Below are 19,351 nucleotides of genomic sequence, written 5' to 3'. Positions count from 1 at the left end.
TGATTCAGATCGATCAAGCTATCGCGTGGGCGGTGGAGGGCACCACCGGTTCGGCCCAGTCCGCTGGGATGAGATCGAACGAGGGGCGCCGCGTTTGGCGACCATCGCAGCCTTTGTTCGCTTCCCATACTCGAAGGCGGCAGTGGGTTGGAGCACGAGCCCACCGGATTGGTTCGGGACGCAGTGACGAGGAGTGAGGGCCTACCGGTACGGCCTGCCGGGCGGTGACGCTGGGCTGTCCCTGGACCGTGCGAGGGGGCTCAGGGGTGACCGGTGGCGACCGACGATGACAGGTCGGCTACCAGGGTGACCCAGGAACGCGCAGGTCAGGAAGTCTCTCACCTACTGGTTCGCTCCGGAGGGTGCCGTGGCTGCGCTCTTGTCAGTGGTAGCCATTACCGTGTCGAAGATCGTCACATCGCTGCTGCCGAGGGGGACGCATGGGTGGTCAGTTGCGTGTTGGTCAGGTCTATCGGTACGCCACGGGGAAGGACCCGAAGCCAGCGGAGCTGGAGGGGTACCCCAACTTCCACCACGTCACCCACTCCCCCGATCTTCCACGGGCCTTGCTCGAGGCTGGCATCAACGGCATGGCGAAGGTGCGCACTCCGGGTGGGGAGAGGCGGCCGGTGATCCTAGTACGGTCGAGCCCTTGGAAGGCTGGTACCGAGCAGACGCCCTGGCACGACGTGTTCGACATGGACAACGGGCACGTTCGCTACTTCGGCGATCACAAGGCCAGCACCACGGTCGCCCCGGGGAAGACCATCGGGAACGCCGCTCTGCTGAATGCCTTCGCTGGGCACCAGGGGCACACGCCCGATGAGCGCGCCGGCGCCGTCCCCTTGTTGCTGTTCCGAGCGGTGTCGCGCAGCGGGAAGGTGAAGGGGCACGTCGAGTTCTGTGGGCTGGGCATCATCGAGCGGGCCGAGCGGCTGGTGCAGTGGGGCGGCAGTGACCACACCACGTTCACCAACTACGTGTACGACATCGCCCTGTTCGACCTCACCGACGAGGACGACAAGGTCTCTTGGGAGTGGATTCACTCACGCAGGAACAAGGACCTGAGCGACGCAGAGACGCTTGAACTGGCTCCGCGGGCGTGGCGGGAGTGGGTCAAGAACGGCAGTTCGGAGCTTCCGCGGCTCCGCCGGCGTGTTGCGCGGGCCAAGGTGACCAAGGTGCCCGAGCAGCGGCCGAAGGCGGGAACGGCCGAGTCCAAGGATCTGGAGCTGATCTACAAGTACTTTGACGGACGCAAGCACGACTTCGAGGCTGTTGCCTCCGCGGTCGCAGCGCGAGTTCTGCGGGGCGCAGGGAACAGCTACGTCGAAGGGTGGCTGACCCAGCGGTCCGGCGATGGAGGGGCTGACTTCGTAGGCAGGCTCGACATCGGCAGCGGACTGGCCGGCACGAGCCTCGTCGTCCTCGGACAGGCGAAGTGCGTCCGACTCGACCACGTCGTGTCCGCCGACCAGATCGCTCGTGTCGTGGCTCGTCTCCGCCGCGGCTGGATCGGTGTCTACGTCACGACCGGGGCCTACTCCGTGCCGGCGCAGACCGAGATGGTCGAGGACCAGTACCCGATCGTTCTGGTCAACGGACTGGACCTGACGCGGGAGCTCAGGGGAATGGCCAGGGACGATCACGGTGGAGACCTCGAAGCCTGCATCGAGCACATACTGCGGGTCCGCGAGACCGCGGTCACCAACCGTCGGCCGGAGGAGATCCTGCTGGAGTAGGTAGGCATCCCGGCGACGCACGGCCTATTCGTGGACGGGGCGGCCCCTTCGAGGTCCCCACAAGCCTCTGAACTGCTGTTATGTCGCGAGCTAACAGGGCCTCCGGAGCCGTGTGCGCAGGTTCGAATCCTGCCGGGGGCACCTTGCACGAGGTGCCCAAAGACCCCGCCATCAGCGCTTTCGCTGAGGACGGGGTCTTCGCGTATGTGCGGGCGGATGCCGCCGGAAGCAGCCGCTTGCCGAACCGGCGCCCCGGAGTTGCAGTGGCGCTCGACCGGGCCACTGAGGCTCCACCCATCTCAGCGACGCCGCCGCCCCAAGGTCGGCAGCCCGCCGGATACCGTCCTGATACGGACGCCCTTCCCCTTCGAAGCAGGCCTCTCCGGCAACGGCTCCGATCGCCAGGAAGCTGCGTCTTCCTCAGCCTTCGCATGCCGCTCGATGTCGGGTTGCTCCCTGAGAGCCACGCGGGCCTCTTCCGCATCGTCCAAGCCCGTGAGCTCACGTACAGCACCGCGGCATCGGGCCAATGGCTCCAGGACATACGTGACGTTCCGTGGTGGCGCGATGAACCTGGCTTTCGCCCCAGCCGCAGGATGCAGGGCCACCTGGGGCTCACCTTCGTCGTCCGTCCACAGCCACACACGTATGCGTGGCCGGCTCCCCTGCCCCCTGCGTTCACCACAACTGCATCCTGCCCGCGCCGGCCGAGGATGTGAGGGGGGCGCATCGCGTCCCCCTCTCCATGCCCGTTCTGCGCGTGGACCCAGGGAAATTGGCGATCCTTCGCGGAAGGCCCCTTCGAGGGTTCCGACACTCGATCGCCGGGGCGTCCGGGACATCGAAGTGGGCCGGCGAGCGCCGGGCCCGTTCACCGGCGACCGTGCGCTACCGAACGACAGGGAGGATAAAGAGTAGGATTGATGGCATGAGTGACCCTACCGGCAAGTACTCGATCACCATGCCGCGCGACATCGCCGAAGCCGCCAAGGCCCGCAGCGGCCCCTCCGGCCTGTCCGCCTACGTGGCCGCGGCCGTCGCCCGTCAGATCGAACGGGACAACCTCAACGAGATCATTCAGGTTGCCGAAGCCGAGCACGGGCCTGTCACGGACGAGGAGATCCAGTCGCTCCGCGACCAGCTCCACCAGGCACGCCGCGAGCAGACGCAGGGCGGAGCGAGCGCCGCGTGACCCGCTCTCCCGCCACCCCCGGCGGCACCCTGGTCCTTGACAGCGAAGGGCTGGCCAAGGCCGTCCTGCGAGACCGAACGGTGACCGGGTGGCTCGCCCTGGCCCGCACCGATGACCTGCGTGTGATCACTTCGGCAGCCACCCTCGTGGAAGTGGTCCATCCCCGGATCAACCGCCCGGCGCTGGAGTGGACCCTTTCCCGCCTCGTCGTCGAACCGGTCACCGAGTCGATCGCCCGGCACGCCGCCGCACTCCTCGCCGACGCCGGCCTGCACGGCCACAAGCACGCCATCGACGCCATGCTCGGCGCCACCGCCCTCACCGCGCCCGGCCCCGTCACGGTCCTCACCTCCGATCCTGAGGACGTCGCAGCGCTGTGCGGCGGGCGCATCACAGCGATCAAGGTCTGACTGCGTGCGTTGAGCACCCGGGTCTGGGCCGGGGCGCGTCCACGGCTGCCGACGTCTTCGAGAACCGGCCCGCCTCCGGAACCGAAGCGGACCTTCCCACCGGCGTCGCCCTCCCCCTGGCCCAGGAAAATGACGTGCTGCTCACAGAGATCCTCCGCGTGGGACGCCCGGCCGCGGCCCGGGTCGTCGAGCCGGACGAGGCAGGCTGCCTCCTCGGCCCCACCTGCTGCCCTTCCGCCCGGACCGGTGTGGGCTCGACCCGTGGTTCCTGGCCGGGTTCCTCGCAGCGGAGCAGAACGTCAACGCCGCAGCCACCGGCACATCCATCATCCGGGTGGGCTCTTCCAGATCGTCCCCTACCGCGACGCCGACCTCGCATGCCTCTGCCTCTACGGCTGCCACCTGCTCAACCGTCTGCCACGACGAGGAGAACTTCGGGCTTGTCTTCGACGAGGTCTTCGAGGACAAGATGGCCAAGCACATCGGCACCATCGCCGACATGGGACGGCAGTACTTCAGCCACGACGACAGCTTCAAGCAGTCGCTCGACCAGAGTGCGCGCCGGGCGGCTCGGCGGATGACCCGCTGGGAGGAGAACATCGACGACGAGGCGGCCTGACCCACACGCCCTGCCTCCAACCCTCCGGCGGCCGACTCCACCCCGTCAACCGTCCTGGCGGAAAGAGAGACCCGCGATCACGGACGTTCCGCGCGTGGGGCGGGGCCGGACGGTCCAGGCGGTGGCGAGGCTGTCGACGAGGATCAGACCCCGGCCGTTCTCGGAGTCCGTGTCCGGGTGGGCCAGTGCCGGCTTGCCCGTACCCGGGTCGGAGACGGCGAGCCAGTAGTGCCCGTCGGCGGGCCACAGGACAAGTTCGATGAGGTCGTCGTCCTCCCGGCAGGCGCCGTGGCGGATGGCGTTGGTGACCAGCTCGGAGGTCAACAGGCCGAGGTCGTCGCCGAGGTGGGGGCGAAGGACATACGGCAGCGATTCGGCGACTGCGTGCCGGGCCCGCCATACAGAGGTGGGGTGGGCGGGAAAGCGCCAGTGGACTGGTACGAGGGGGATCTCGGGCATGGCGAACTCCACTGCTGTGTGAGGGGTTTGAGGTCGCCGGTGGCCTACCGCCCCGGTCGCGGGCATACCCGTCCCAGGGCAGGCGGGCAGGCTCGCGCGGTGCGCTTCCGGTGTTGCGGTGTGTAACTTGCTCGATACTGACAGTAGAGCAAGTGGTGGTAAATTTTCCACGCACTCGAGGGAATTCACCACGGAGAGGTAGGGCGCCTCCGACTGCGACCGAGCGGCCCCCGCCGGATGGAAGGAACCCCATGCCCCCGAGAACGACCCCCACGGAACGGCAGAAGCGTCTGGGAAGCGAGCTGCGGCGTATCCGTACCGTGGCAGGCATGTCCGCAGAGTTCGCGGCGGGCCTACTGGGTGTGGACCGAGGCAAGATCTCCAACATCGAGTCAGGAGTCCGGGGTATCAGCGCCGAGCGCCTGCGCACACTGGCCTGCAACTGCGATGTGACCGACGAGGCGTACGTCGAGGCGCTCGTCGAGATGGCCCAGGTGAGTACAGGCTGGTGGGAACGCTACCGAGGCATCCTGCCCCAAGGCTTGCTGGACATCGCGGAAACAGAAAGCAACGCCGTGCGCATGCGCGGCGCCAACACCGTGCATGTACCCGGCATGCTCCAGACATCGGAACAGGCGATGGCCATCTTCCGGGCCGCAGTTCCTGCCCTGCCCGAGCACGAGGTTGCTCTGCGGCTCGCGCTGCGCGCGGAACGCCAGCAGGTGATCACCGGCGACAGGGCGGCCCCTTACGTCGCCGTCATCCATGAAGCCGCGCTCCGGATGCAGTTCGGCGGGACCGACGTGGCCCGCGCCCAGTTGGAGTACCTACTGGATGTCTCTGAGCGGGACAACGTCACCGTGCTCGTCCTCCCCTTCACTCACGGCGCCTTTCCTGGAGCGGGGCAGACCGTCGTCTACGTCGAAGGGCCCGCCCCGCAGCTCGATACAGTGCAGGTGGACAGCTCCCACGGACCCACCTTTCTCCACTCCGAGGGGCAGTTGGCGAAATACCGGGCACAACTCGATCTGTTGGAAGGTCTGGCTCTGCCGCCAGAGCGGTCCCGCGACTTCATTCGTGACATCGCACGCCAACTGTGAGGAGTAACCATGCCCGACATCACCTGGGAAAGCCCGTTCTGCGCCGAAGGAAGCTCCTGCTTCCGCCTCGGCACCGACGCCGACGGCAACGGCTACATAACCGTCGACGGCCAAGAGGACCACTACCTCACCGACTCCCTCGAAGCCTTGCGCACCCTCATCACCGACATCAAGGCCGGCAAGGCCGACCACCTGCTGTAGGACCCGCCACGCGTCCCGCCGCCAGTCGGTACCGTGTACAGCGGTCGGCTGACGCGGCATCAGGACGATGGGGGCGCAACGCGTTGCGCACGCAAGGAGAATCGGCGAGCAGGCCCGCTACGAGCTGATCGAGGAGATCGAGTCCGGTGGTATGGGCACGGTCTGGCGCGGCTACGACGTCGTCCTGGACCGGGAGATCGCGGTCAAGCTCATCCGGCCTGACGTCGTCGCGTCGCCCGCGCAGGCGAGGGAGTTCACCCGCCGCTTCGAACGCGAGGCGCGCGTCACCGCACGGATCGGGCATCACGGGGTGCCGCAGGTGTTCGACGCGGTGCTGGACGAGGCGCCGCACGACGGGCTGTACCTGGTGATGGAGTACGTGCGCGGGATCTCCCTGCGCAGAATGCTCACGGACACGGAACGGCGGTGGAGCTCCCGGTGAGCTGGGCCGCGTCGATCGCCGCGCAGATCTGCACGGTGCTGTCGTACGCCGACACCATCCCGGTCGTGCACCGCGGCCTGAAGCCGGACAACGTCCTGATCGCCGCGGACGGCACGGTCAGGGTGCTGGATTTCGGCATCGCGAAGCTGCTGCGCACGGACGTCACCCGGCTCACGGCCACCGGCACCGGATCGGCACCAGCCGCTACATGCCGCCCGAACAGATCGACGGCACGCAGATCACACCGCTCAGCGACTTCTACGCGCTCGGCTGCGTGCTGCACGAACTCTTGGCCGGGCAGCCCGTCTTCAGCGGCGACAACGAGTACCAGCTCCTGCACCAGCACATGGACGTGCCGCCGAAGCCGTTGCGGACAGCCAGTGTGTGACATCCCGCGAGTTCGCAGTGCCCTCGATTCCTCGGCATGAGGTCCGGCCAGGCACCTCGTTGCTCTCGGTCTGCCCCACGAGAGCGGCCGGGACGCGTCGCTCATGGATGTCAGCTATCCGGCGAGTCCCGATGACGCGATCGAAGCAGTCGGTCGGCTGTGGCGTGCCGATCTCAACCAGTACGAACCCCTTCTGCAGGCCGAGCCGTCCGAGCCCGCCTGGAACGAAGCGTCTCTCCGGTGGCTGGTGGCGCCCGAGCCGGCGATTCCAAGGCAGCGCCAGGCTGGTACGCGCGTCGGTCTCGGGGACGTGGCCGCCGTCAAGACCACCGCGGACATGTTCGCCGAGCTGGACGACCGTTTCGGCGGCGACCATGCGAGGCATGCGGCCATCCAGTACCTCAGCACCGAAGTGACGCCGCTCCTGCACGGGAAGTACACCGAGCAGGTCGGCCGTGCCCTGTTCTCCACCGTGGCGGAAGCGACGCTCCTCGCCGGTTGGATGTCGTACGACGCCTGCCGTCACGGCTTGGCGCAGCGGTACTTCCTCCAGGCTCTGCGGCTGGCCCAGGACGCCAACGACCGCCGGCTCGCAGGAAGCATCCTGTCGGCCATGAGCCACCAGGCGACGTTCCTCGGTCGCTACACGCAGGCCGCCACGCTCGCCCGCGCCGCACTCATGGGGATCTCTCCCGTGGCCACGCCGACGCTACGCGCCCAGTTCCACGCCATGGAAGCCCGCGCCCTTGCCCGGACCTGCGACGTCCGGGCCTGCGAGGCCGCCTTGACCGCGGCCACGAAAGCGTTGGAGAGCCGGAACACGGACGATGAGCCGGAGTGGATCAGCTACTTCGACGAAGCCGAGCTTGCCGCCGAGGCCGCCCACTGCTTCCGCGACGTCAACAGTGCCCGCCAGGCCGTCGCCCACGCCGAGAACGCCATGAGCGGCAGCCACGTGCGGAGCGACTTCTTCGCGACCATGCTCCTCGCCGACGCCCACCTACGAGCCGGAGACGTCGAAGAGGCGTGCCGCGTGGCCCTCGATGCGCTTGACCTGGGGGAACAGCTCAAGTCGGCCCGGTGCGTCAGCTATCTCGCCGAGTTCGGGCAGAACCTCTCCCGGGTGGGGAACACAGCCACCCAGGACTTCCGCGAGCGAGCGGCCCACGTCCGGCCGCGCTCCGCAGGAAGCCGCCGGAGCAGGAGGAGCGCTCCGGCCGCGTAGAGGACGAATACGGCGGCGAAGCGGATCTGGATCGCCGTGTGGTGCAGGCCGAGATAACGGGAAGCGCCGGTCCCGTCGAAGGAGCCGCCCGTGGTCCCGCCGGAGGGTTCGTACGCCCAGGGCAACAGCCAGCCCTGGAGGCGTGCGACGGTCTCGTAGCCGAGAACGTCGGCGGCGCCCTCCAGGCGCAACGCGTCGGCGCTCGCTCCCGCCCACCACAGGAGCAGCGTCACCATCAGCCCGCCCGCCACCGCCGGTATCACCGCGCGCCGGTATTCCATCTCCCGCCCCCGTGTTCGCTTGCTGTCACCACAAGTCACCGTGGCTCAAGGGACCTTACGTGGCCGCGGTCACATGCGGATCACAGCCTCGCTTCGTCCCGCCCGCGCTGCCGGGCCCCTTCGCCGTCCCTCCGGGGCCGGGGCGCATGCCGCCGTGAGCGTCGTATCGGGTCCAATGCCACAATGGCGTGCCATGTCTGCCACACCTGCCCTCAGGGACCAACGGCTTCGGCGCTGGGAGCAGCGCACCGGCGGCTGGCTCATCGGCCTCGCGCTGGTCTACCTCACGGCCTACGCGGTGCCGATCCTCGACCCGGAGCTGCCCCGCGCCTGGCGTGACGCCGCCGAAACCGTGACCCTCGCCATCTGGGCACTGCTGGCCGTCGAGTTCGTTCTGCGCTTCGCCGTGGCCGGCAGCCGGTGGCAGTTCCTCAAGGTGCGGCTGTTCGACCTGGCGACCCTGGTCCTGCCGCCGCTGCGCCCCCTGCGGCTGGTGACCCTCGTGTTCATGGTGGTGCGCCGCAACGCCTCCACCCTGGGCCGGGTCCGGCTGCGTCTGGGCACCTACGTGGCGGCCTGCACGGCTCTGCTGCTGTTCCTCTCCAGCCTGACGATCCTGGACGTCGAGCGGCGCAACCCGGACGCCTCGATCACGACGTTCGGCGACGCCCTGTGGTGGTCGCTGACCACGGTCACCACCGTCGGTTACGGCGACCTCTACCCCACGACGACCGAGGGACGCCTGGTCGCCATCGCCCTGATGGTCGGCGGCATCGCGCTCGCGGGTCTCGTCACCGCGACCCTCGCGTCCTGGTTCATGGACCGGTTCTCCGAACTCCGCGCCAACGAGGCCCAGACGACCAGCGAGATATCCGCCCTCACGGAAGAGGTCCGCCGCCTCCGCGACGAACTGCACGCCCAACGCCCCACCACCCCGCCCCCTTCCGCGGAAGGGCCGCACACCGCTGGGGACACCGGCCCCGAGAACACTCCCGGCCCCGGCAGCACCCCCGGCCCGGACACCGGCACCACGGACGGCACCCCCACCCCCGGCGCGTCCGAGGCCCGCGCCCCCTCCCGCCCCGCGTAACCCGGCCACCACGACCAGGCCGCCCGCCATCCGTGCGTCCGCGCATCAGAGCCCGGTCTCCGCGCCCACTCCCGGGGCTCCCAAGGTGATCTCGGCAACGCCGGCCCCGGGCACGGTCGTCTCGACTGGTTCCCCGGTCATTCTGCCGGTGCGCTCATGCCGACCTGCTCATGGGGGCAAGGGCGTTGAAGTCACAGACGGCCTTCGGAGGTGGGGAAGCCCCTGGTGGACGGGTGGGTGTCGAGTCCAAGCCGTCCTGCCAGGAGCTTCCGCGTGCTCGTCTGCGACACCGCCGAGAGCACCGACGAGCCCTGGAGTTCCCGCGTCCACGGCGGAGACGGTGCATCACATCCGCTTGCCTACACGTAGGGGTCGCGGATCGTGTGGCGGCGTCGGGCGGCGTCGAGGACGTCCTCGATCGTCCCCGGATGGGCCGACGTCGACGTGGACCCGCCCGCCGAGCTGGTCGACGCGGTGCGCGCGGCCCACGAGGCGGGTGCGCGGGTGGCCTCGCTGTGCACGGGTGCGTTCGTGCTGGCGGCCGCCGGCCTGCTGAACGGCCGGCGCGCGACCACGCACTGGGCGCACACCGGGGCGCTGGCCGCCCGTTGTCCCGGGGCGGAGGTCGATCCGGACGTGCTCTACGTGGACGACGGGAGCGTGCTCACCTCTGCGGGCAAGGCCGCCGCGATGGATCTGTGCCTGCATCTGGTCCGCCTCGACCACGGCTCGGCGGTCGCCAACACGGTCGCCCGCCGCCTGGTCGTGCCCCCGCACCGGGCGGGCGGCCAGGCCCAGTTCGTCACCGCGCCGGTGCCCGCCCGGGACGACCACGCGCTGGCCGGGCTGTTCCCCTGGGTGCTCGAGCGGCTCGACCGGTCGCTGACCGTGGAGGACCTGGCCCGCCGGGCGAACATGAGCTCGCGCCACCTGGGCCGTCACTTCAGGGCGGTGACCGGCACCACTCCGCTGCAGTGGCTGCTGACCCAGCGGATCCGGCGGGCCCAGGAGTTGCTGGAGACCACCGGCGACAGCGTGGACGCCATCGCGGCGGCCACCGGCATGGGCACCGCCGCGACGCTGCGCCGGCACTTCAACCGCACCGTCGGTGTGCCGCCCGACACCTACCGCCGTACTTTCCGCAGCTCACGGCCCGGCGGGGAGCGCTCTGACGGGAGTCCCTCCGGCGGAGAGCGCTGGGTGGGGAACATTCCGGCGCCGCGCCGCGCTGACCGTAATGTCCCGCCGGAGGTCCCGGACAGGACACCTGCCGGGCCCAGCGGACAGGACACCCGCCGGAGTTACCGGGCCGGCCGGCGCAAAGGAGTGTGAGACGGATGACGACGACGACAGGGCGCGACCTGGCCACCGCCACCGCGGCCGAGAACCCCTCGCTCGTGACGGCCTGCGGGCGCAGGATCGCGGTGCGGTGCCTGCGGCTCGCGCCCGCGGACCGGCCCATCAGCAGGGTCACCCTGGACGTGGGCCAGGACCAGGGGGGCGGACCGGGTACGTGGGCGGCGCTCACCGCCGACGAGGCGCGTGACCTGGCCCGTCTGCTCCTCCTGCACGCCGGGCTCGCCGAGCGGGGCAGCGGGCCCGTCGGGCCGCCGCAGCCGGGGGGTTCCTCCTCCTGACCTCATTCGGGCGTTGCCTTCGAGGCTCGCGCCACGGTGAGCACGGCTTTGCCGCGGGCGTGGCCCCGCGCCACGTGGCGCACCGACTCGGACGCCTCGGCCCTCTCGGCCCCCTCGGCCAGGGGTTGCGGCGGCTGCGTGATCGTGCACCGGTTCGCTACCGGCCACTCGGCGTACGCCGTCAGGTCTTGATCACTGCGGTGTGCCCGCCGCACAGCGCCGCGACGCCCTCGGGATCGGAGGTCCCGACGCCGGTGACGGCGGCGAGGCTGGTGGTTGTTCAGGTGCCGTGGGTATCACGTTGATGTGCGCTGCCGTGTGTCGCGGATTCCGGGTGGGAGTGGGGTGGATCGTGGTCGAGCCTGACAGGGGCTGGGTGACGTTGAAGGAGTGGGCCGCCCAGGTGGGTTACAGCCATGGCTACGTGGTGCACGTGATGCCGCGTCAGTACCCCGGCTTCCCGGCCCCGGAGCGTGCTCGCCGCGGGGTGAGCGCCAGGGGCGGGGGCGGGGGCAGTGCGTGGTACGACCCGGTCAAGTTGGAACCGTTTCGTCCGCGGCGAGCTGATCCGGTGGAGCTGAGGGAGGAGGATCTGGACCGTGAGGTGACGCTGGGGGGGTTCGCCAGGTTGATCGGAGTGGACGGCCGCAGCGTGACGCAGATCAAGGACGACCGTCCTGACACCCTTCCGAACACGGTGGACGGACGGCGGTGGTATCCGAGGGCGCGGTTCCACGCACGCGACCTGCTGCTGATGTGGAACAGCCGCCCGGGGCCGGGGTCGGGCTCGGACAAGAGGCGTCCGCCGCTTCCCTGGAGCGTGGACGGGTAGAGGGCCGGTACGCCGATGATGACGAGCGGCCGGGGCACGGTGGCCGGGCGGCCATCCCCGGCCACTCGGCGGACCAGCGGCCGCAGACGATCTGCGTCCTGGGGCGACGATTACTGCTGAGACCTCGCGGCTGGCAGCCCTGGACAAGAGGGAACGGCCGCCGCAATGAGCCCCCCTCCCCCCTGGGCGCGGTCCCTCATCGGGCGTGGAGGTCCTCGCGGCCGCGGGAAAGGCCGCCGGGCCGATCCGGACGGTGATGCCCGGGTGTGCGGTCAGGCCGGGGTACCGAGCTGGACGCCGATCGGCTCCCGCACTGGAAACGACGAGAACGTAACGGTCGTCATTCCGCACAGGGACCGGGGCTGTGTGGCACAGGTTCCCGGGCTTGCGGCCGCGGGTAGGTCCGGTCGATCACCGGGGTGGGGTTGCACGCCTCGATCGGGCATGGCCTCTCGTGCGGGCGAGGCCCGGAGCCGGGGCGCCCTTCCCGTCGTCACGAGGTGTGACGGCCCAGGAGGACGAGTTCCCGGTTGAGTTCGGTGAGGAACCGGGTCACCGTCATCAGTTCGTCCTGGGTGAAACGGACCCGGGCCGCCTCCGTGCCCCGGGCCAGGGGACGGAAGAACTCGCCCGCGACGGTCCTGGCCGCCTGCTCGTAGTGCAGGTGGACCACGCGGCGGTCCCCCAGCGCCCGTACGCGGCGGATGTGGCCCGCCTTCTCCAGACGGTCGACGCATGCCGTCACCGCGCCGGACGTGAGGTCGAGCTGGTCGCGCAGCCTGCCGGGTGTCATGGGTCCGTCGGCCGGGTCGGCGTCCAGGATGGCGACCAGCGCCTGCACGTCGGTGAGGTGCAGGCCCTGCGCCTGGGCGAACTCGTGGGCGATGCGGTTGAACTCGGCGTTCATCCGGCGCAGCAGGACCGCGAAGCTCTGCAGCCCCGTCGGGTCGTCCCCGGGAGGGGAGGGCGGGGGGCTCTCGGTGCCGGACATGCGTTCAGTATATATTTGTTCAACCATTGAGATACTTGATGGTTGACTTAAATCTGTTCGGTTCGCTTCCTTCCTTTCCGTTCCGATGCCACTTGGGGATTCAATGAGGACCACACCGATCTGGGGCCGGTGGCTGGTGCCGCTCGTTCTGCTGATCGTCTGGCTGGGTGTGGGCGGCACGCTCGGCCCCTACGCGGGCAAGCTGGGCGAGGTCGCCACCAACGACCAGGCCTCGTTCCTGCCGCGGAGCGCCGAGTCGACCAGGGTGCTCGAGGAGGGTGAGGCGTTCGAGCGGGCCGGGGCGGAGCGGACGGTGCCCGCGATCGTCGTGTGGACGGCCGACGGGGACGGGGGCGGGAACGACGGCCCGGTCACCGAGACACAGCGGGAAGAGGCCACCCGGGCCGTCGGCGGGCTCGCCGGGCAGCCGGGGATCGCCGGTGCTCCGTCGCCCGCCCTCGTCTCCGACGACCAGCAGGCCCTGCAGGCCGTCGTCCAGCTGAAGCCGGACCTCGACGAGGAGTTGCCCCTCGTCCTGGAGGAGATCCGGCAGGCCGCGGGGAGCGTGCCGGGGACCACGGCGCAGATCGCGGGACCGGCGGCGAGCCAGGCCGATCTGTCGGACGCGTTCGCGGGAATCGACGGACTGCTGCTGGGCGTGGCGCTCGCCGCCGTGCTGGTGATCCTGCTGCTCGTCTACCGGAGCGTCCTGCTGCCGTTCCTGATCATCCTCGGGTCCGTCTTCGCCCTCGGGCTCGCCTGCGCGGTCGTGTACGCGCTGGCCGACCGGGACGTCGTCCGGGTCGACGGCCAGGTGCAGGGCATCCTCTCCATCCTCGTCATCGGCGCCGCCACGGACTACGCGCTGCTGCTGACCGCCCGCTTCCGCGAGGAGATCACTCTGCGCGGGGACCGGGTCGAGGCCGCGGCCGCCGCGGTGCGCCGTTCGTTCGGGGCGATCACGGCCAGCGCCGCCACCGTGGCGCTCGGTCTGCTGGCGCTGCTCGCCAGTGACCTCACCAACAACCGCGCCCTCGGACCGGTCGGCGCCATCGGCATCGTGTGCGCGGTGCTCTCCACGCTCACCTTCCTGCCGGCCGTGCTGGCCCTGCTGGGGCGCAGCGCCTTCTGGCCCTCCCGCCCGAAGAAGGCCGGGAGCACGCCCTCCGCGGACGCCCCCGCGCAGGAGCACGGAGTGTGGCACCGGGTCGCCGCGACCGTGGACCGGCGGCCGCGTGCCACCTGGGTGGTGACCGCCCTGGTGCTCGCCGTCTTCGCGGCCTTCTCCCCCACCCTGTCGTCCAAGGGCGTGCCGTTCGAGGAGATCTTCGTGGGCGACGCCTCCTCGGTGACCGCTCAGGAGACGCTCGGTGAGCACTTCCCCGGCGGCTCCGGCAACCCCGCCGTCATCATCGCCGACGCAGGCAGCGCCACCGAGGTGACGGCCGCGGCCGAGGAGACCGAGGGCGTCGCCTCGGCGGCCCCGGTCTCCGCCTCGGGGCGGCCCGGCGGCGAACCGCTCGTCGCCGACGGCCGGGTCGAGATCGCCGCCACCCTCGAGGACGGCGCGGACAGCGACGCCGCCAAGGAGGCCGTCGAACGGCTCCGCGGCAACGTGCACGCGGTCCCCGGGGCCGACGCGCTGGTCGGCGGCTACACGGCGCAGCAGTACGACACCCAGGAGACCGCCGCCCGGGACCGTACGGTGATCGTGCCGATCGTGCTCGCCGTCATCCTGCTGATCCTCGTCCTGCTGCTGCGCTCGCTGCTCGTGCCGGTGCTGCTGGTGGCGACGGTCGGGCTCAACTTCCTGGCGACGCTCGGGGTGTCGGCGCTCGTCTTCGAGCATCTTCTCGGCTTCTCGGGCACGGACGCGTCGGTACCCCTGTACGGGTTCGTGTTCCTGGTGGCGCTGGGCGTCGACTACAACATCTTCCTGATGTCCCGGGTCCGGGAGGAGGCGCTCACGCACGGCAGCCGGCAGGGCGTACTGCGCGGGCTCACCACGACCGGCGGGGTCATCACCTCGGCGGGTGTCGTCCTCGCGGCGACGTTCGCGGCCCTGATGGTGATTCCCCTGGCCTTCCTGGTCCAGATCGCGTTCATCGTGGCCTTCGGCGTCCTGCTCGACACCCTCGTGGTCCGCTCGCTCCTGGTGCCCGCGCTCGTGATCGACATCGGCCCCCGGGCGTGGTGGCCGAGCGCCCTGGCCCGCGAGGGCGACGCGGATGCCGGCACCGGCACCGGCTCCGGTTCCCCTTCCGGCTCCGGTTCACGGTCCGGCTGAACAGGCACGTCCGCCGCGCTGCCGCCATGATCGGAGGAGAGGAGGCAACCTCGGAGCACGTGGGCACGTGGGCACGTGGGCGGACGAGCGCGGAGGAGACGGACGTGGGGACCGAGACGGACGCGGACGAGGGCTCGGAAGGACAGCGGGACGAGAGCGGCGCCGAGCGGCTGCACTGCCTGGTCACCGGCGCCTCCGGATACATCGGCGGGCGCCTCGTACCGGAGCTGCTGCGGGCCGGCCACCGGGTCCGGTGCCTCGCCCGCTCCCCCGGCAAGCTCCGCGACCATCCCTGGGCGGGTGACGTCGAGCCGGTCCGGGGCGACGTCACCGACCCCGGTTCGGTCGCCGCGGCCATGCGCGGGATCGACGTCGCCTACTACCTGGTGCACGCCCTCGGGGCCGGCTCCGGCTTCGAGGAGACCGACCGGCGGGCCGCCCGGATCTTCGCCGAGCAGGCCCGTGCCGCCGGCGTACGGCGCATCGTCTACCTGGGCGGGCTGACCCCGCGCGGTGTCCCGGAACAGTCCCTGTCACCGCACCTGCGCTCCCGCGCCGAGGTCGGACGGATCTTCCTCGACGGGCCGGTGCCCGCCACCGTGCTGCGGGCCGCGATGGTCATCGGTTCGGGGTCGGCGTCGTTCGAGATGCTGCGCTATCTGACCGAACGGCTGCCGGTCATGGTCACCCCCAGCTGGGTGCACACCCGGATCCAGCCGGTCGGGGTACGCGATGTGCTGCGGTACCTGGTGGGCTCGGCCGACATGCCCGCCGACGTCGACCGGACGTTCGACGTGGGCGGGCCCGACGTCCTCACCTACCGCGAGATGATGCGGCGGTACGCCGTCGTCGCCGGGCTGCGGCACCGGTTCGTCGTGCCGGTGCCGATCCTCACCCCGGGGCTGTCCAGCCACTGGGTCGGGCTCGTCACCCCCGTACCCGCCTCCCTGGCTCGGCCGTTGACGGAGTCGCTGCGCCACGAGGTCGTCTGCCACGAGCACGACATCGCCCGTCATGTGCCCGACACACCGGACAGTCCGCTGCCGTTCGACGAGGCGCTGACCCTCGCGTTGCAAAGGGTGCGGGAGGCGCAGGTCGCCACGCGCTGGTCGTCCGCGAGCCTGCCGGGGGCGCCCAGCGATCCGCTGCCCACCGACCCCGACTGGGCCGGCGGAAGTCTCTACCGCGAAGAGCGCGAGGTTCGCGTCGAGGCGTCCGTGGGGTCGTTGTGGAAGGTGATCGAGGGCATCGGCGGGGACAACGGCTGGTACTCCTTCCCGCTGGCCTGGGCGGTGCGGGGCTGGCTGGACCGGTTCGTCGGCGGGGTGGGCCTGCGGCGCGGGCGGCGTGACGCCGAGCGGCTGCGGGTCGGTGACTCGCTGGACTTCTGGCGGGTCGAGGAGATCGAGCCCGGCCGGCTGCTGCGGCTGCGGGCGGAGATGCGCCTGCCGGGTCTCGCATGGCTGGAGATGTACGCCGGCACGGACGACGAGGGCCGCACTCTCTACCGGCAACGCGCCCTGTTCCACCCGCGCGGGCTGCCGGGCCATGCCTACTGGTGGTCCGTCGCCCCGTTCCACTCCGTCGTCTTCGGAGGCATGGCCCGCAACATCACCCAGGCCGCCGAGAAGGGCATGAGCGCGCACGGGGCCGATGCGCGCAGGGGCCGCCGCAGAAGCCACGAGCCCGCACGGCGCCCGCGCCGCGGGTGAGATTCCGGCGGCAGCGTGCCCGGCTCCGCATCCGTGGGCCGGGAACAGCCCGAAGAGACGGCGGGAAAGCAAGCAAGGCCTCATGTACGACCGGGAGCAGCCCCATGACCGTCGCGGTCGTCCTGTTCACCTCCGATCTGCGTCTGCACGACCACCCGCCGCTGCGCGCCGCGCTCGCCGCGGCCGACGAGGTGGTACCGCTCTTCGTCCGCGATCCCGGCATCAGCGCGGCCGGCTTCGACGCGCCCAACCGCAACGCCTTCCTCACCGACTGTCTGCGGGATCTCGACGCCTCGCTGCGCCGGCGCGGCGGCCGGCTCGTCGTGCGTACGGGACCGGGCGTCCGGGAGGTGGGCGCGGCCGCCGCGGAGTGCGGGGCCACGGAGGTCCACATGGCGGCGGGTGTCAGCGGCTACGCCCAGCGGCGCGAGGAGCGGCTGCGGGAGGACCTCGGGCGGCGCGGGGTGGCGCTGCGGGTGCACGACGCCGTGATCACCGCCGTCGCCGCAGGGGCGGTGACGCCCGCCGGGTCCGACCACTACGCCGTGTTCACCCCCTACTTCCGCCGCTGGTCGCAGGAGCGGCTGCGGGAGACCTGCCCGGCGCCGCGCGTCGTGCGGGTCCCCGAGACGGTGCGCGGCGAGCCGCTGCCCTCCCGGGACGGCCTGTCCGGCCTCTCGCCCGGTCTCCCGGACGGAGGCGAGTCGGCGGGGCGCGAACGGTTCGCCCGGTGGGCCCGGTCCCGGATGTCCGGGTACGGGGAACGGCACGACGACCTGGCGGGCGACGCGACCTCCCGGCTCTCGCCCTACCTCCACTTCGGGGCCCTCTCGCCGGTGGAGCTCGTCCGCCGGGCCAGGGCCCGGGGCGGGGCCGGGGCGGAGGCGTTCGTGCGCCAGTTGTGCTGGCGCGACTTCCACCACCAGGTGCTGGCGGCCCGGCCCGCGGCGTCCGTACGCGACTACCGCCCCCGGGGCGACCGGTGGCGGACCGAGGACGGGGCGGCCGAGGACATCGCCGCGTGGCGGGAGGGCCGTACCGGCTATCCGGTCGTCGACGCGGCGATGCGCCAACTGATCCATGAGGGCTGGATGCACAACCGCGCACGGCTGCTGGCGGCGAGCTTCCTGACCAAGACGCTGTACGTGGACTGGCGGGTCGGCGCCCGGCACTTCCTGGACCTGCTCGTGGACGGCGACCTCGTCAACAACCAGCTCAACTGGCAGTGGGTCGCCGGGACCGGTAACGACACCCGTCCGAACCGCGTCCTCAACCCCGTGCGTCAGGGCAGGCGTTACGACCCGAGCGGCGCCTACGTACGGCGCTGGGTGCCCGAGTTGGCGGACGTGGAGGACCGGTACGTGCACGAGCCCTGGCGGCTGCCGGAGGACCGGCGCGCCCGCCTCGGCTATCCCGAACCGCTGATCGACCTCGCCGACGGCCAGGCCCGCTTCGCCCACGCCCGCGGCCTCGACGGTGCCTGAGCCCGAGGCAGCGGGCGCGGGGCCCCGGAGTCCGGATTCCGGAGTCCGGGGTGAGGACTCGGAAACGAGGCGTTCAGGGCGTCGGCCCCGGGACCCCGGAATTCACCCCGAGGTCCTCGGGGCCCTCGGGCCGTCGTGTCCTCGTGGGCACGTTCCTTGCCGCGCTGCCGTCGGTGCTCGCCTTCCTGGCCCTCCAGTGCTCGTCATCCGAGGGCTGACGTCAAGGCGGCCAAGGATGAAGGATGTGGGGGAAGGACTGCGGAGGATCGGGCGTGGTATCGGTGTTCTCCTGGGAGGAGTTGCCGAAGGACGCATCGCGTACTGCCGCGGCGCACCTCCGACCGGGGTGGGCCGCGGGCGGCGCCGTGGGCGGCCGGGATCGAAAGCGGGTGGACATGAGCGAGTGGCAGTGGCGGTTGAGCGGGCGGTTCTCCGGTTCGGCCGGGGAGGTGGCCTGGGGGACCCTGGGCGAACCCGGGCAGGATCCCGTGGTGTTGTTGCACGGGACGCCCTTCTCCTCGTTCGTCTGGCGGGCCGTGGCCCGGTCGCTGGCCCGTGATCACCAGGTGTTCGTGTGGGACATGCCGGGTTACGGGATGTCCGAGAAGGCCGAGGGGCAGGACGTGTCCCTCCACGCTCAGGGACGGGTCTTCGCCGAGCTGCTCGACCACTGGGGGCTGGACGAACCGGTGGTCGTCGCCCATGATTTCGGCGGGGCCGTGTCGTTGCGGGCGCATCTGCTGCACGGCGTGCCGTACCGGGCGCTCGCCCTGGTCGATCCCGTCGCGCTGGCTCCCTGGGGGTCGCCGTTCTTCCGGCTCGTCCGGGAGAACGCCCCCGTCTTCGAGCAGTTGCCCGGCGGGCTGCACGAGGCGCTGGTACGGGAGTACATCGGGTCCACCGGCGGCCCCGGACTGCATCCCGGGGTTCTGGAGCGGCTCGTACGGCCGTGGGCCGGCCACCCGGGGCAGGACGCCTTCTACCGCCAGATCGCCCAGGCCGACCAGCGCTGGACCGACGAGATCCAGGGGCGGTACGGCGAGATCGACGTCCCGGTGCTGATCTGCTGGGGCGAGGACGACGCCTGGATCCCGGTGGCCAAGGGGCGGGAGCTCGCCGCCCTGATCCCGCACGCCCGCTGGGAGCCGATCGCCGGTGCCGGGCATCTCGTCCAGGAGGACGCGCCCGCCGAACTCACCGCCGCCCTGGGCTCGTTCCTCCGGGACGTGATCCGCTGATCCGGGGACGTGGTCCCGGGC

15 protein-coding genes, 1 tRNA gene and 4 pseudogenes are annotated in these 19,351 nt (G+C 70.9%); 17 read left to right on the top strand and 3 right to left on the bottom strand.

The window, feature by feature from the left end:
- Positions 1-440 precede the first annotated feature (440 nt).
- From ACWZEH_RS23825 to ACWZEH_RS23805, 5 genes are all read left to right on the top strand, one after another.
- The gene (locus ACWZEH_RS23825) at positions 441-1,742 is read left to right on the top strand and encodes a restriction endonuclease (protein WP_456193143.1); all 1,302 of its coding nucleotides are present in this window, start codon (positions 441-443) and stop codon (positions 1,740-1,742) included.
- A 63-nt stretch (positions 1,743-1,805) separates the two neighbouring features.
- Positions 1,806-1,883: transfer RNA gene (locus ACWZEH_RS23820), tRNA-Arg, on the top strand.
- 787 nt (positions 1,884-2,670) lie between these two features.
- Entirely contained in the window at positions 2,671-2,934 is a 264-nt protein-coding gene (locus tag ACWZEH_RS23815; protein ID WP_384008751.1) for a CopG family transcriptional regulator, read from the top strand.
- Positions 2,931-3,344: a DNA-binding protein gene (locus tag ACWZEH_RS23810; protein ID WP_456193142.1), complete on the top strand. Its 414-nt coding sequence runs from the start codon at positions 2,931-2,933 to the stop codon at positions 3,342-3,344. Before ACWZEH_RS23815 ends, ACWZEH_RS23810 begins: the two co-directional genes overlap by 4 nt.
- Positions 3,345-3,678: 334 nt before the next feature.
- Positions 3,679-3,963 carry a hypothetical protein gene (locus ACWZEH_RS23805; RefSeq protein ID WP_456193141.1) on the top strand — a complete coding sequence of 95 codons (285 nt, stop codon included), beginning with the start codon at positions 3,679-3,681 and terminating at the stop codon, positions 3,961-3,963.
- A 45-nt stretch (positions 3,964-4,008) separates the two neighbouring features.
- Here the strand turns inward: ACWZEH_RS23805 and ACWZEH_RS23800 are convergent, their stop codons facing one another.
- Positions 4,009-4,422: an ATP-binding protein gene (locus ACWZEH_RS23800; RefSeq protein ID WP_456193140.1), complete on the bottom strand. Its 414-nt coding sequence runs from the start codon at positions 4,420-4,422 to the stop codon at positions 4,009-4,011.
- 251 nt (positions 4,423-4,673) lie between these two features.
- Here ACWZEH_RS23800 and ACWZEH_RS23795 point away from each other — a divergent pair, with 251 nt between their 5' ends.
- From ACWZEH_RS23795 to ACWZEH_RS23760, 8 genes and pseudogenes are all read left to right on the top strand, one after another.
- Positions 4,674-5,522 carry a helix-turn-helix domain-containing protein gene (locus ACWZEH_RS23795; RefSeq protein ID WP_456193139.1) on the top strand — a complete coding sequence of 283 codons (849 nt, stop codon included), beginning with the start codon at positions 4,674-4,676 and terminating at the stop codon, positions 5,520-5,522.
- Between the two features lie 9 nt (positions 5,523-5,531).
- Positions 5,532-5,723, top strand: coding sequence for a hypothetical protein (locus tag ACWZEH_RS23790; protein ID WP_456193138.1), 192 nt, complete (start codon positions 5,532-5,534; stop codon positions 5,721-5,723).
- 67 nt (positions 5,724-5,790) lie between these two features.
- Positions 5,791-6,538, top strand: a pseudogene (locus ACWZEH_RS23785) (serine/threonine-protein kinase); the annotation flags it as partial.
- A 79-nt stretch (positions 6,539-6,617) separates the two neighbouring features.
- A pseudogene (locus ACWZEH_RS23780) lies at positions 6,618-7,778 on the top strand (hypothetical protein); the annotation flags it as partial.
- Between the two features lie 474 nt (positions 7,779-8,252).
- Entirely contained in the window at positions 8,253-9,149 is an 897-nt protein-coding gene (locus tag ACWZEH_RS23775) for a potassium channel family protein (RefSeq protein WP_456193137.1), read from the top strand.
- 417 nt (positions 9,150-9,566) lie between these two features.
- A pseudogene (locus tag ACWZEH_RS23770) lies at positions 9,567-10,307 on the top strand (helix-turn-helix domain-containing protein); the annotation flags it as partial.
- Between the two features lie 179 nt (positions 10,308-10,486).
- On the top strand, positions 10,487-10,786 hold the full coding sequence (locus tag ACWZEH_RS23765; protein ID WP_456193136.1) for a hypothetical protein: 300 nt from the start codon (positions 10,487-10,489) through the stop codon (positions 10,784-10,786).
- Between the two features lie 352 nt (positions 10,787-11,138).
- Positions 11,139-11,618, top strand: coding sequence for a hypothetical protein (locus tag ACWZEH_RS23760; RefSeq protein ID WP_456193135.1), 480 nt, complete (start codon positions 11,139-11,141; stop codon positions 11,616-11,618).
- Between the two features lie 207 nt (positions 11,619-11,825).
- Here ACWZEH_RS23760 and ACWZEH_RS23755 read toward each other — a convergent pair.
- Positions 11,826-12,005: pseudogene (locus tag ACWZEH_RS23755) on the bottom strand (nitroreductase/quinone reductase family protein); the annotation flags it as partial.
- A 106-nt stretch (positions 12,006-12,111) separates the two neighbouring features.
- Positions 12,112-12,609 carry a MarR family winged helix-turn-helix transcriptional regulator gene (locus ACWZEH_RS23750; RefSeq protein WP_456193134.1) on the bottom strand — a complete coding sequence of 166 codons (498 nt, stop codon included), beginning with the start codon at positions 12,607-12,609 and terminating at the stop codon, positions 12,112-12,114.
- Between the two features lie 103 nt (positions 12,610-12,712).
- Here ACWZEH_RS23750 and ACWZEH_RS23745 point away from each other — a divergent pair, with 103 nt between their 5' ends.
- From ACWZEH_RS23745 to ACWZEH_RS23730, 4 genes are all read left to right on the top strand, one after another.
- A complete protein-coding gene (locus ACWZEH_RS23745; RefSeq protein ID WP_456193133.1) occupies positions 12,713-14,896 on the top strand; it encodes an MMPL family transporter in 2,184 nt (727 codons plus the stop codon).
- Positions 14,897-15,000: 104 nt separating this feature from the next.
- On the top strand, positions 15,001-16,608 hold the full coding sequence (locus ACWZEH_RS23740) for an SDR family oxidoreductase (RefSeq protein WP_456193132.1): 1,608 nt from the start codon (positions 15,001-15,003) through the stop codon (positions 16,606-16,608).
- A gap of 104 nt (positions 16,609-16,712) precedes the next feature.
- Positions 16,713-18,092 carry a cryptochrome/photolyase family protein gene (locus ACWZEH_RS23735; protein ID WP_456193131.1) on the top strand — a complete coding sequence of 460 codons (1,380 nt, stop codon included), beginning with the start codon at positions 16,713-16,715 and terminating at the stop codon, positions 18,090-18,092.
- A 395-nt stretch (positions 18,093-18,487) separates the two neighbouring features.
- On the top strand, positions 18,488-19,330 hold the full coding sequence (locus ACWZEH_RS23730; protein WP_456193130.1) for an alpha/beta fold hydrolase: 843 nt from the start codon (positions 18,488-18,490) through the stop codon (positions 19,328-19,330).
- Positions 19,331-19,351: the final 21 nt, after the last annotated feature.

It is taken from the genome of Streptomyces yamdrokensis, assembly GCF_053890455.1.
Note: the sequence above shows the minus strand (reverse complement) of the source record. Positions and strands in the feature narration are given on the sequence as shown.

What these genes read in the sequence shown, in the direction of transcription:
- ACWZEH_RS23825 (WP_456193143.1), top strand. Translation starts at nt 441, where the DNA reads ATGGGTGGTCAGTTGCGTGTTGGTCAGGTCTATCGGTACGCCACGGGG.
- ACWZEH_RS23815 (WP_384008751.1), top strand. Translation starts at nt 2,671, where the DNA reads ATGAGTGACCCTACCGGCAAGTACTCGATCACCATGCCGCGCGACATC.
- ACWZEH_RS23800 (WP_456193140.1), bottom strand. Translation starts at nt 4,422, where the DNA reads ATGCCCGAGATCCCCCTCGTACCAGTCCACTGGCGCTTTCCCGCCCAC.
- ACWZEH_RS23795 (WP_456193139.1), top strand. Translation starts at nt 4,674, where the DNA reads ATGCCCCCGAGAACGACCCCCACGGAACGGCAGAAGCGTCTGGGAAGC.
- ACWZEH_RS23790 (WP_456193138.1), top strand. Translation starts at nt 5,532, where the DNA reads ATGCCCGACATCACCTGGGAAAGCCCGTTCTGCGCCGAAGGAAGCTCC.
- ACWZEH_RS23775 (WP_456193137.1), top strand. Translation starts at nt 8,253, where the DNA reads ATGTCTGCCACACCTGCCCTCAGGGACCAACGGCTTCGGCGCTGGGAG.
- ACWZEH_RS23765 (WP_456193136.1), top strand. Translation starts at nt 10,487, where the DNA reads ATGACGACGACGACAGGGCGCGACCTGGCCACCGCCACCGCGGCCGAG.
- ACWZEH_RS23750 (WP_456193134.1), bottom strand. Translation starts at nt 12,609, where the DNA reads ATGTCCGGCACCGAGAGCCCCCCGCCCTCCCCTCCCGGGGACGACCCG.
- ACWZEH_RS23745 (WP_456193133.1), top strand. Translation starts at nt 12,713, where the DNA reads ATGAGGACCACACCGATCTGGGGCCGGTGGCTGGTGCCGCTCGTTCTG.
- ACWZEH_RS23735 (WP_456193131.1), top strand. Translation starts at nt 16,713, where the DNA reads ATGACCGTCGCGGTCGTCCTGTTCACCTCCGATCTGCGTCTGCACGAC.
- ACWZEH_RS23730 (WP_456193130.1), top strand. Translation starts at nt 18,488, where the DNA reads ATGAGCGAGTGGCAGTGGCGGTTGAGCGGGCGGTTCTCCGGTTCGGCC.